This window comes from Exiguobacterium sp. s28, from assembly GCF_018618135.1.
Taxonomy (GTDB): domain Bacteria; phylum Bacillota; class Bacilli; order Exiguobacteriales; family Exiguobacteriaceae; genus Exiguobacterium; species Exiguobacterium mexicanum_A.
Genome location: NZ_JACSLL010000001.1, coordinates 174,044 through 186,267 on the forward strand (window position 1 = coordinate 174,044; position 12,224 = coordinate 186,267).

A 12,224-nucleotide genomic window follows, 5' to 3' on the forward strand; every position below is an offset into this window, starting at 1 on the left:
GGATTTATTTTTTCAAAAAACGATTGGAGGATACTAAATTGCCACAACCAAAATTTTATTTGAACGTCTCCCTCGCGACATGTCTCGCGTTGACCCCTGGCCTGCTCGGTCTCGGTGCCGAACCGGTCTTGGCCAAACCGTCCGTCAAACAAAGCGTGAACACGACGGACAAACACGAGAAGTTACGTGTCGTCGTCGAACTCGTCGGTGCCCCGGCGATCGATCAAGCGAAAAAGAAAGGCAAGAAATTCAATGAATTGACGAAGACCGAGAAAGATGGCGCCCAAAAGGTCGTCAAAGCCGAACAAAAGAAAGCAAAAGCGGCCATCTCGAAAAAAGGCGTTAAAGCCGTGACGCTTGAAGAGTTCACAACCGTCTTCAACGGGTTCAGTACGATGCTCACAGCGACAGATGTCAAAAAAGTCGAGGCGTTACCTGAAGTTGCGCACGTCCACGTCGTCAATGAGTACGAACGTCCAGAAGTCAAACCGGATATGGTCACGAGCAACGGCATGGTCCAATCGCAACAGACGTGGGGCGACTATGGCTTCACGGGCGAAGGCACGATCGTCGCCGTCATCGATACAGGCGTCGACGCCGACCACCGCGACTTCCGTCTTACGGATGATTCGAAGGCTGAGTTATCGCAAACCGAAGTCGAGACGGCCGTCAGCACGTTCGGCATGCCAGGAGCCTACATAAACGAGAAAGTCCCTTATGCCTATAACTATTATGATGAGAACGATGACATCCGTGACGATTCGCCTGGCGCCTCGATGCACGGCATGCACGTCTCCGGTACCGTCGCTGCTAACGGTGATGAAGCCGCGGGTGGATTGAAAGGTGTCGCTCCTGAGGCACAAGTGCTTGGGCTCAAAGTATTTAGTAACGATCCGAACTACGCTTCGACATATGGCGATATTTACATTAAAGCCATCGATGACGCCATCAAACTCGGGGCGGACGTCATCAACATGAGTCTCGGATCAACGGCCGGATTCGTCGACGCCGACTCACCGGAACAACAAGCCGTCCAACGTGCCGTCGACAACGGTGTCTTCATGTCCATTTCAGCAGGGAACTCGGCCTACTTCGGGAACGGTTATGACCTTCCATACGCCAACAACCCGGACACGGGCGTCGTCGGTGCCCCGAGTGTCAGCTCGGCATCGACATCGGTCGCATCGCTTGAGAACGATCAAATCCAATTGGACGCGTTCTCCATCAAGTCAGGCGACAACACCGATAAAATCGGTTGGAAAAAACAAGACGGTCCCGCCTTTACACAAGGAGACTATGAACTCGTTTACGTCGGCGACGGGCAACCGAGCCAGTACGTCGGAAAAGATGTCAAAGGGAAAATCGTCCTCGCCGTCCGTGACGGCAGTTACTTCTATTCGAACATTCAGCAGACGGCCGAAGCGAACGGCGCGGCCGGTGTCATCGTCCGCGGTGCTGTCGGTCACGGCGACTACGTGAGCATGGCCTTGTCAAACCCGCAAGTCCCGATGGCCTCGCTCAGCATCAAGGACGGAAACGCCTTGCAACAACGTCTCCTTGCGGGCGAACAGATGACGATCGGCTTTGCCGGCGATCGACTCAGCGTCGTCAACGGTGCGGCCGGTCAGCTCTCGAACTTCACATCATGGGGCATGACGCCAAACCTTGACTTCAAACCAGAGATTTCGGCACCAGGCGGACAGATCTTCTCGACGTTGAACGATAACCAGTACGGCTTGATGAGCGGTACATCGATGGCTGCGCCACACGTTGCCGGTGGAGCCGCCCTCGTCCTCGAACGCGTTGACCGCGACTTCAACTTGACAGGCACGGCACGTGTCACGATGGCGAAGAACTTGCTTATCAACACGTCGAAAGCTGTCACGGATATCGGACCGCTCAACAAACAGTTGCAACAAAACCTTCCGTACACGCCACGTCGTGGTGGAGCAGGTCTCATGCAATTGCATGCTGCCGTTTCGACACCAGCGATCGCGTACGAGAAGAAAACGAAAGAAGCAAAAGTCGCGCTCAAGGAATTGAACCGCAGCAAAGCCACGTTCACACTCATCGTCGAGAACTTGTCGGATAAGGCCGTGTCGTATAACGTGTCTTCGTCACTCCAGACCGACCTCGCCATCGAGCAGACAGCTGGACTCGTTCAGAACGCGATGGAAGCACAAGCACTCGAGAATGCAAAAGTAACGGTGAATGGCAAAAAAGTTCGCACGGTCAAAGTGAAACCAAATCAAAAAGTTGAATTGAAAATCGCGCTCGACGTCTCGAAAGCGAAAGTGCTCAATCCGAAAACGCTCGACGGCCTCGTACCGGCGAAAGACGTCTTCGAGAACGGTTACTTCGTCGATGGATTCGTCCGCTTGACGGACGTCAACGGTCCTGAGGGCAACCCGTCACTCGTCGTACCGTTCGTCGGTTTCGAAGGAGACTGGGGCAAGGCACCGATCTTCGATGCCTCCATCTATGAAGACGGCTCGTTCTATGAAGTATCAGGCATGGTCGACCAGACAGGAAACTATCTCGGTTCGAACCTCGACAAGTCTGTCGATGCCGACGCGATCGCCTTCTCCCCAGACAAAGATGGCTCAAAAGATGTCGCTGTACCGGTGTTCTCGTTGCTCCGTAACGCCAAAGACGTCAAGTACCGCATCGTCGACGAGTCAGGGAACGTCGTCCGGACGCTGTTCCAAGACGAAGAACTTCGTAAGAACTACTTTGACGGTGGTGCCAACACGCCTTACTACTACTCGGCCGCTTACACGTGGGATGGTCAGTTGAACGGCAAGCCAGCCCCTGCCGGCAAGTACTTCTACGAAATCGAAGGAAGCATCGACTACATGAAGAAACAAGCCCAGACGCTTCGTTTCCCGGTCAAAGTCGATTACACGGACCCGACGTTCACGACGAAATGGCAAGGGGACAGCTTGGCGGTCCAAGCAAAAGATGAGTTCTCAGGCATCCATTCGGTCGAATATTTCTTGAACGGGAAATCCGTCGCCAAACAGGCTGACGACAAAGCGGCATACACGTTCGCAGGCGTCAGTGACGCCGATCAAGTCAGCGTTCGCGTCGTCGATCACGCCGGCAACAGCACGACGAAGACGGTCGCCTACTCGACAGACGCCGATAAGCCGGGCGTGTTCGTGAACGCCCCGCTCGCATTGACGCCATACGCGACATCGGACATCCCGGTATCTGGAACGATTCAAGATGCATCTGCGATCCAATCGTTCCAAGTTGACGGCGTTGACGTGCCACTCACATGGGATGATGCGAAGAAAGAACACGTCTTCAACACGACCCGCAGTTTCGGGGACGGCGTCCATAAATTACGTTTTGTCGCGGAAGACGCGGCCGGCAACGTGACCAACTTCCAACGTGCGATTTTCGTGGACACGACACCAGCCGTCATCGAAATCGGGAAACTGCCGAAGAAAATCGGTAAAAAACAATCGACGGTCAACGTCGACGTGACCGTGAAAGACAACTTTGATGAAGTGAAGCTTCTCGTCAACGGTGACTTGAAATTCAGCCAAACGCTGAAGGCTCCGTATGAGATGCGTTCGTTCACTAAAACCGAGCGAATCGCGTTACCTGTGACAACAGGTGAGAACACGTTCACGTTCGAGGCGACTGACCTCGCCGGAAATGTGACGACGAAGACGATCACACTCGTCAAAAAATAAGTGGAAGGGCTCGCGTCTTGGATGCGAGCCCTTTATCTTTCCACAAAAAATGGCTCTCGCATGTGCGAGAGCCATTTGTGTGGTGTATCAATTCAATTCAAGGGCGTAGGAAATAGCTGAGAGCGCATAGAGCGGAGCCGTTTCCGAACGCAAGATACGCGGACCGAAGGCACAAGGTACGGCACCCGCCTCGATCCAACCGGCCACTTCCGCTTCATCGAAGCCGCCTTCTGGACCAACGAGAAGCAGGAGCTTCGAGCCCGGTCGAGCGGCTGTCAATACCGTCGCAAACGCGGAACCTTCTCCGTGTTTGGCCACCTCTTCGTACGCGAGAACGACCGCATCATATGCATTGAAACGAGCCGTTAGCTCTTTTGGGGTGAGATAAGCACATGTCGGGACGACGGCGCGGTACGACTGTTCGGCCGCCTCCTGCATGATTTTTTGGAGCCGTTCCAGCTTTTTCGGCACCTTCTTGGCGTCCCATTTGGCGACCGAGCGCTTCGACTCGAACACCAACAGATGATGCATACCGAGCTCGGTCCCTTTTTGGGCAACGAGTTCGACTTTATCCCCTTTCGGGATCGCGTAGGCGAGCGTCACGTCAACCGGCAGTTCGGTCGTCGCTTCCCGCTTCTCGACGACGCGTGCCGTACCGGACTTCTTATCGAGCGTCACCACTTCGGCCACGTATTCAAATCCGGTCCCGTCCAAGAGCACGAGTTGATACCCAGGACCTCCCCGAAGCACTGTGCCGATGTGATGCACGACGTCGGCCGGCAATTCGACGAGATCGCTTCCAAACGCTTCACGTTGTAAAAAGTATCGTTGCATGGCTTACCCTTTCTTCGCGATGATGGCGACCCAATCTTCCATGACACGCGTCTCTTCAATCGTGAATCCAGCCGCTTCGAGCGCAGCTGTCACTTCGGCCCGCTTCTGACCGATGATTCCAGACGTGATGAAGTAACCGCCTGATTTGACGCGCGCATAAGCATCATCGATGAAGAGAATGATGACGTCGGCCAAAATGTTGGCGACGACGAGGTCGTACTCGCCCGTCATCCCTTTCAGCAGATCTCCCGTCTTCACGTCGACGACGTCTTGGGCATCGTTCGTCTCGACGTTTTGACGCGCCGATTCGACGGCGACCGCATCCAAATCAAGCGCCTCGACACGTTCGGCGCCAAGCTTCGCCGCGGCGATGGCGAGTACACCGGATCCGGTACCGACATCGATCAAGCGGTCACCCGGCTCGATATAATTCTCGATTGCTTGGATACACAGCATCGTCGTCGGATGTGTCCCGGTGCCAAACGCCATGCCCGGGTCAAGCAAGATGACGTTCTCTTCAGGTTGCGGCTCATAATCTTCCCAGAGCGGGACGATCGTGAGATGTTGCGAGATTTTGACGGGCTTGTAGTATTGCTTCCACGAATGGGCCCAGTCCTCTTCGTCCATCTCGACGACCGTCACTTCGCCGGTGCCGATGTCGAGCATATGACGCAACCCGTCCACTTCTTTTTTGAACGCGGCGAGGGTGTCTTGGAAATCACCCGACGCCGGGACGTACGCTTTCACGTAGACGCCGGACGTCGGATACGATTCTCGTCCGGAAACGTCCCAAATCTCTCCGAAATGGTCTTCGGCCATCATCTGGTCGTAGTCCTCGACGTCCTCGATGACGACCCCTTGTGCCCCCACTTCATGTAATAAGTTCGATACGGCTTCGACTGCCTGCTGTGTCGTGTGGACACAAATTTCAGACCATTTCATCGTTTCACACGCTCCTTTTACTGACTAAAAAACTTCTTCATTTTTTGGAACAGGCCGTGCTGTTCTTCGACGCCTGCTTCCCCGCTAATCTCTTCGAACTCACGAAGCAGTTCTTTTTGACGGTCGGTCATGTTCGTCGGTGTCATGACGACGATATTGACGTACTGGTCGCCATTGCCGCCGCCGCGGACGCTCGGCATCCCTTTGCCGCGCAAGCGGAATTTCGACCCGGTCTGCGTGCCGGCTGGTACTTTTAGGCTCACCTTGCCGTGGACGGTTGGCACTTCTAGCTCGGCACCGAGTGCTGCTTGTGCGTATGTGACCGGCATCTCCATCGTGATGTGTTGGTCGACCCGTTCAAAGATCTCGTGGGCCCGGACGCGGACGACGATATATAGGTCACCGGCTGGTCCGCCGTTATAACCTGGGCCGCCTTTACCGGAGAGACGGATTTGTTGGCCGTTGTCAATCCCGGCTGGAATCTTGACTTCGACTTGCTTCTGTTTCTTGACGTGGCCAGAACCATGGCACGTTTCACATTTTTCTTTAATCGTCTTCCCGCTGCCGTGACATTGGCTACACGTCCGCTGGTTGACCATCCGCCCGAGAATCGTGTTCTGTTCAACCGTCTCGACGCCGCTACCGCCACAACGGCCACACGTCTCTGGTTTCGTCCCTGGTTTGGCACCGCTGCCCATGCACGTGTCACATTCCACTTCGATCTCGAGGTCGATTGTTTCCGTCTTGCCGGTCACGCTCTCCATGAAATCGAGATCGACGACGTATTGATAATCTTCGCCGCGACGTGGAGCGTTCGGGTCTTGACGACGTCCGCCGCCACCAAAGAACATGTCAAAGATGTCACCGAAGCCACCTTGGAAGTCGCCACCGCCACCGAACTGGCTGGCCCCTTCAAAACCGAAGCGGTCATACTGGGCCCGTTTCTGCTCGTCTGACAGCACTTCATACGCTTCTCCGAGCTCTTTAAATTTATCGGCCGCATCCGGCTCTTGGTTGATGTCTGGGTGATATTGTCGTGCGAGCTTACGATATGCCCGCTTGATGTCTTGTGCCGAGGCCGATTTATCCAGGCCAAGCACTTCATAATAATCTCGTTTCGCCACGTTACTCTCTCCTCTACACTGTCTAAACTAAGATTCTACCGAATCTACCTTAACATGGAAAGAGCCAAAGCAGAAACCTGCTTTGGCGCTCTCCTATCTATCGGTTGCCTTATTTACGATCGTCGAGGTCTTCAAACTCCGCGTCGACGACGTTGTCGTCTTTCGCTTCCGTCTGTGTCTCGGCACCTTCAGCACCTTGCTCTTCAGCCATGTTCGCATATACTTTTTGCGTCAATTCTTGAACGACGTTTGACAATTCGTCTTTCGCCGTACGGATTGCTTCGAGGTCTGTGCCTTCGAGTGCTGACTTGGCTTTTTCTTTCGCCGCTTCAGCACGCTCTTTGTCAGCCGCATCGACTTTGTCGCCAAGGTCTTTGATCGCTTTGTCTGTCGCGAAGACGAGTTGGTCCGTTTCGTTGCGGAGTTCGGCTTCTTCTTTACGTTGTTTGTCCGCTTCTGCGTTCGCTTCCGCTTCTTTTACCATGCGCTCGATTTCAGCCTCATCGATACCTGAAGACGATTGGATCGTGATCGACTGCTCTTTGTTCGTACCGAGGTCTTTCGCCGATACGTGAACGATTCCGTTCGCATCGATGTCGAATTTGACTTCGATTTGCGGCACACCGCGTGGTGCCGGCGGGATGTCCGTCAATTGGAAGCGGCCGAGCGTCTTGTTATCCGGCGCCATCGGGCGTTCCCCTTGGAGGACGTGGATGTCTACGGCCGGCTGGTTGTCAGCTGCCGTCGAGAAGACTTGTGATTTCGATGTCGGGATCGTCGTGTTACGGTCAATCAACTTCGTCATCACGCCACCCATCGTCTCGATACCGAGCGAGAGCGGAGTCACGTCGAGAAGGACGACGTCTTTGACGTCACCAGCGAGGACACCACCTTGGATGGCTGCACCGAGAGCAACAACTTCATCCGGGTTGACACCTTTGAACGGCTCTTTTTTCGTGAAGTCGTGAATTGCTTTTTGGACCGCTGGGATACGTGTCGAACCACCGACGAGGATGATCTTGTCGAGGTCAGATGGTGTGAGCCCAGAGTCTTTCAAGGCACGGCGTGTCGGTTCCATCGTGCGCTCGACGAGGTCGGCTGTCAACTCATCAAATTTCGCACGCGTGAGCGTCGTTTCAAGGTGAAGCGGACCAGCAGCTCCAGCCGTGATGAACGGAAGGCTGATGTGTGCGCTTGTCACGCCTGAAAGGTCTTTCTTCGCTTTTTCAGCTGCGTCTTTTAGACGTTGGAGCGCCATCTTGTCTTGTGCGAGGTCGATGCCGTTCTCTTTTTTGAATTCAGCTACGAGGTAGTCGATGACTTTTTGGTCAAAGTCGTCACCGCCGAGACGGTTGTCCCCTGCAGTAGCGACAACTTCGAAGACACCATCGCCAAGTTCGAGGATCGACACGTCGAACGTACCGCCACCGAGGTCATAAATCAAGATTGTGTGGTCTTCACCTTTGTCGAGTCCGTAAGCGAGTGCTGCTGCCGTCGGCTCGTTGATGATCCGTTTGACATCAAGTCCAGCGATTTTCCCTGCGTCTTTCGTCGCTTGACGCTCAGCATCGTTGAAGTAGGCAGGAACGGTGATGACCGCTTCCGTCACCGACTCACCGAGGTAGTCTTCTGCATCTTTTTTCAATTTTTGTAAGATGATCGCCGAGATTTCTTGCGGCGTGAACTTCTTGTCGTCGACTTCTACTGTATGAGCCGTACCCATATGACGTTTGATCGACTGGATCGTGTTCGGGTTTGTGATCGCTTGACGTTTCGCGACTTCTCCGACTTGACGCTCTTCGCCTTTAAAGGCGACGACAGATGGTGTCGTACGGTTCCCTTCCGCGTTCGAGATGACGACTGCTTCGCCACCTTCCATCACTGCTACACATGAGTTCGTTGTACCTAAGTCAATTCCGATAATTTTACCCATTGTCTATTCCTCCATCTAATTAAGTAATGTTATTCTGAGACTTTTACCATGCTCGGACGAATGACGCGCCCGTGCATCGTGTACCCTTTTTGAAGCTCCATCGTCACGATCCCTGATTCGAACTCATCGCTCGGCTCTTGCATGACCGCTTGATGATAGTTCGGGTCAAACGGTTGTCCGACCGCTTCGATCGCTTCGACGTTCTCACCGTTCAAGACGTCGAGCAACTGGCGGTGAATCATGTCGACACCAGCTTGAATCTGCTTGGCGTCGTCCGAATTCGCTTCGACTTGGAGCGCACGCTCAAAGTTGTCGATGAGCGGGATCAATTTCTCGACGACCGTCTGCGACGCGAATTTCACGCGTTTTGCGTTCTCTTCGTTCGTCCGGCGTCGGAAGTTGTCAAAATCCGCACGAATACGGAGCTCGCTCGCCTTGAGCGCATCGATTTCTTTTTGTAAATCCGTCCCCTCAGAAGTTTCTTCCACAAACTCAACATTTGAAACCTCTTCAGCTTCTACCGTCTCTGTCTGTTTCGGATCAAAATCTTTTTCTTCGAGCACTTCTTCTGGCTCTGGCCCATTCTGTTTGTCAGTTGTCATAATGAGGCTCCTTTCCATCACTCTTCTAATTTCGTTCGCCTGAGCGCCTCAATAATTTGTCCCATCATCTGAACCCCGTGTCGATAATCCATCCGGGTCGGTCCGATCATCGCGATCGTCCCGAACGTCTGACCGTCGAGCGTATAGTCGGACGTGATGACGCTACAATTTTGAAGCGCGACGATGCCATTCTCGCTTCCAATGCTCACATAAATCTCACGGTTTGGCAACGATTCGAGCCAGTCGGTCAACCGCTCCTGCTCGTCGATCCATTCAAGGAACGGACGCAACGTATCAAGCGTCTGGAACTCAGGTTGGTTGAAGATGTTCTTCTTCCCGCCTAAGTAGAGCGAAGCAGGATGTTGGACGCCGACGGTCGATTGAATGAGTTGCATCATGAACTCGAATTGTTCCTGATGCGCGAGTCGAAGCTTGGACACTTCTTCTCCGATCCGGAACTTCAGCTGACCGAGTGGAGTTCCTTTCAGACGATCGTTCAAGAAGCGGATCGTCTGTTCGACCAGGTCCGGCGCCATCGGAGATTCGAATACGACCGTCCGATGTTCGACGTGGCCTTGATCAGTCACGATCAAGACGACGCCACGCCTTTCGTCGAGCGGCATCAAATCAATCCGGGCCAGCCGATTCATCTGGCTGTTCGGACCGAGCGCCACCGTCGTATAATTGGTCAGGTCAGAGAGTAGGTCGGCGGCTTGACGGATGAGCACTTCCGACTCTTGGGCCGAGGCACGTAGCCGCTCGCCAAGGCGATACGTCTCCCGCTCGTCGATGATTTTCGTCTCGACGAGATGGTCGACATAATACCGATAGCCGACTTCGGACGGGATGCGTCCGGCCGACGTATGCGGCTTTTCAATCAGACCCATATCTTCTAAATCAGCCATGTCGTTCCGAATGGTTGCCGAACTGAATGACAAGTCATCCCGCTTCGATAACGTCCGCGAACCGACTGGTTGGGCCGTTTGAATATAATCATCAATGATGGCTCGTAAAATGAGCAATTGTCTCTCTGTCAGCACAACGTCACTCCTCTCTGAAGGATTGGCCTCGCTTTATTAGCACTCATATTTACTGAGTGCTAATCACACTTCAAATATTATCATGTTCTCCATATTTGTCAATTCATTCGCATCATTTTTTCCAGCCCCATAGAGCCTTCCGGTATGCATGTTTCTTCAAGTTTCGGTATGATACGAATTGAGGTGATTAGATGTTTACAACACAACAATTTAACGTATTCACGCAAGACGGACTCGATGCCCGCATGGCAGGCATCCGCTCTGAGATTCAACCGCTGTTCCACCGAATCTATGAGGAGGTCGGTCCCCAACTCGAGGCCGATGTCGGTGTCCCGCTTTACTTGCATGTCGCCAAACATGCCCGTCGGACGGTCAATCCACCGAAAGACACGTGGATGGCGATCGGCCATGACAAACGCGGCTATAAGAAACATCCCCATTTCCAAGTCGGGTTATTCGACGACCGGGTCTTCGTCTGGCTCGCGTTCATCTATGAGATGCCGAACAAAGAAGCGATCGGCCGTCGACTCATGACGATCGACTTCAAATCAGAGTTCCCCGACTTCCATATCGCCGGGGACCATATGAAAAAAGACGCGTTCTTAATCGAGGATTCGTCAGCTGAATCGATCGAAGCGATCACAGAACGGTTCGCGACGGTGAAGAAAGCGGACTTCTTGATCGGTCGTCAACTTCCGGCCGATGCGTCGATTCTGCAAAACGAAGCCGCCTTCCTGGCGCTCGTCGAGGATACGTTCAGCCGGCTCATGCCGATTTACCGCGATCTTGTCTTATAACCAAAACAAGGGCGAACCCAATCCGGGTTCGCCCTTGTTTGTTATGACATCGATGTCTGTTCCGGTGAGTCGCTCATCCGTGCCTCGCCGATGAAGGCAGCGAACGCCTCGTTGGCGAGCGGGAGCCCAGATTCGGTCAAGCGGACGTGTGTGTCCGTCGTCTCGATCAACCGTTTTGCCTCGAGTTCCGACAAGACATGCCCGAATACCGAACGCATCGACACACCATACTTCGACTCGAACGTCGCAAACGACACGCCTTGACGCATCCGGAGTCCAAGGAACAGTTCCTCTTCCATCTTCTCGACCGTCTCGAGCGTCGTCGTATTGCGAACCGGTAGCCCTTCCGCCTTGATATAGTGCGGAATCGGCGCGATGTTCGCCCGACGCTCCCCGTTCAAATAACTGTGCGCCCCAGCCCCGAAACCATAATACTCTTCGTTGCGCCAGTACACTTGGTTGTGACGGCTTTCGCGTCCTTCGAGGCTATAGTTCGAGATCTCATACTGTTTCAAGCCTCGACGTTCGAGCGTCTCCATCACTTTCAAGTACATCTCGACTTCGATATCCTCGCCCGGGAGGCGCAACTTCCCTTTCCGCTCTTGAATCGCGAACACGGTGTGCGGCTCGAGAATCAACGAATAGGAAGAAACGTGTTGGATTGGGAGCTGGAACGCCAAGTCGAGGTCGCGCTCAATCTGTTCGAGCGTCTGTTCCGGCAAGCCGAACATCAAGTCGATCGAGATGTTATCGAATCGCTTCGCCGCTTCCGTCACGGTCGCGAACACGTCATCGGCCCGGTGTGTCCGTCCGATTCGTTCGAGTCCACCGTCATCGAACGTCTGGACGCCGAAACTGACGCGGTTGACCCCTCCATGTTTCATCGTATCGAGCTTCTCGGCGCTCACGAAGTTCGGATTCGCCTCGACCGAGTATTCGAGGTCTGGCGACGCGAGCGGGAGCAAGTGACGCGCGACCATGTCCATGAGACGTTTCATCTGCGCCTCATTGAGGGCGGTCGGTGTCCCGCCGCCGATAAAGATCGTCTCAATCGTATCGGTCGGGTATTGTTCGAGCGAGAGTTTGATTTCTCGTTCAAGTGCATCTAAATAGTCATCAACCGGTTGGTTCTTTAAGAACACCTTGTTGAAATCGCAGTAATAACAAATATGTTCACAAAATGGAATGTGAAGATATACGGCTTTAGCCATGGCGGCCACCCCTTTCTTCTCTTCCATTTATAACGCT

General features: G+C 53.7%; 9 protein-coding genes. 2 read left to right on the plus strand and 7 right to left on the minus strand.

From position 1 onward, the window contains the following. Window positions 1-38 precede the first annotated feature (38 nt). Window positions 39-3,704, plus strand: a complete 3,666-nt coding sequence (locus tag KNP78_RS00950; protein WP_214823132.1) for a S8 family serine peptidase — start codon at window positions 39-41, stop codon at window positions 3,702-3,704. A gap of 87 nt (window positions 3,705-3,791) precedes the next feature. On the opposite strand, the gene KNP78_RS00955 is transcribed toward KNP78_RS00950, so the two are convergent. From KNP78_RS00955 to hrcA, 6 genes are all read right to left on the minus strand, one after another. Next, entirely contained in the window at window positions 3,792-4,538 is a 747-nt protein-coding gene (locus KNP78_RS00955) for a 16S rRNA (uracil(1498)-N(3))-methyltransferase (protein ID WP_214823133.1), read from the minus strand. 3 nt (window positions 4,539-4,541) lie between these two features. After that, a complete protein-coding gene (prmA, locus tag KNP78_RS00960) occupies window positions 4,542-5,480 on the minus strand; it encodes a 50S ribosomal protein L11 methyltransferase (protein ID WP_214823134.1) in 939 nt (312 codons plus the stop codon). A gap of 17 nt (window positions 5,481-5,497) precedes the next feature. After that, window positions 5,498-6,604, minus strand: a complete 1,107-nt coding sequence (gene dnaJ / locus KNP78_RS00965) for a molecular chaperone DnaJ (protein ID WP_034778138.1) — start codon at window positions 6,602-6,604, stop codon at window positions 5,498-5,500. Between the two features lie 109 nt (window positions 6,605-6,713). Then, window positions 6,714-8,537: a molecular chaperone DnaK gene (dnaK, locus tag KNP78_RS00970; protein ID WP_214823135.1), complete on the minus strand. Its 1,824-nt coding sequence runs from the start codon at window positions 8,535-8,537 to the stop codon at window positions 6,714-6,716. Window positions 8,538-8,566: 29 nt separating this feature from the next. Next, window positions 8,567-9,139 carry a nucleotide exchange factor GrpE gene (gene grpE / locus KNP78_RS00975; protein ID WP_034778140.1) on the minus strand — a complete coding sequence of 191 codons (573 nt, stop codon included), beginning with the start codon at window positions 9,137-9,139 and terminating at the stop codon, window positions 8,567-8,569. Window positions 9,140-9,156: 17 nt separating this feature from the next. Beyond that, on the minus strand, window positions 9,157-10,179 hold the full coding sequence (gene hrcA, locus KNP78_RS00980; RefSeq protein ID WP_214823136.1) for a heat-inducible transcriptional repressor HrcA: 1,023 nt from the start codon (window positions 10,177-10,179) through the stop codon (window positions 9,157-9,159). Between the two features lie 191 nt (window positions 10,180-10,370). Here hrcA and KNP78_RS00985 point away from each other — a divergent pair, with 191 nt between their 5' ends. Continuing rightward, entirely contained in the window at window positions 10,371-10,976 is a 606-nt protein-coding gene (locus KNP78_RS00985; RefSeq protein WP_214797268.1) for a DUF1054 domain-containing protein, read from the plus strand. 41 nt (window positions 10,977-11,017) lie between these two features. Here the strand turns inward: KNP78_RS00985 and hemW are convergent, their stop codons facing one another. Beyond that, window positions 11,018-12,187: a radical SAM family heme chaperone HemW gene (gene hemW / locus KNP78_RS00990; protein WP_214823137.1), complete on the minus strand. Its 1,170-nt coding sequence runs from the start codon at window positions 12,185-12,187 to the stop codon at window positions 11,018-11,020. Between the last annotated feature and the right edge of the window lie 37 nt (window positions 12,188-12,224).

Bases quoted from the DNA above. Each gene is read 5' to 3' on its own strand.
- grpE (WP_034778140.1), bottom strand. From the start codon at position 9,139: ATGACAACTGACAAACAGAATGGGCCAGAGCCAGAAGAAGTGCTCGAA.
- dnaK (WP_214823135.1), bottom strand. From the start codon at position 8,537: ATGGGTAAAATTATCGGAATTGACTTAGGTACAACGAACTCATGTGTA.
- prmA (WP_214823134.1), bottom strand. From the start codon at position 5,480: ATGAAATGGTCTGAAATTTGTGTCCACACGACACAGCAGGCAGTCGAA.
- hemW (WP_214823137.1), bottom strand. From the start codon at position 12,187: ATGGCTAAAGCCGTATATCTTCACATTCCATTTTGTGAACATATTTGT.
- KNP78_RS00985 (WP_214797268.1), top strand. From the start codon at position 10,371: ATGTTTACAACACAACAATTTAACGTATTCACGCAAGACGGACTCGAT.
- KNP78_RS00955 (WP_214823133.1), bottom strand. From the start codon at position 4,538: ATGCAACGATACTTTTTACAACGTGAAGCGTTTGGAAGCGATCTCGTC.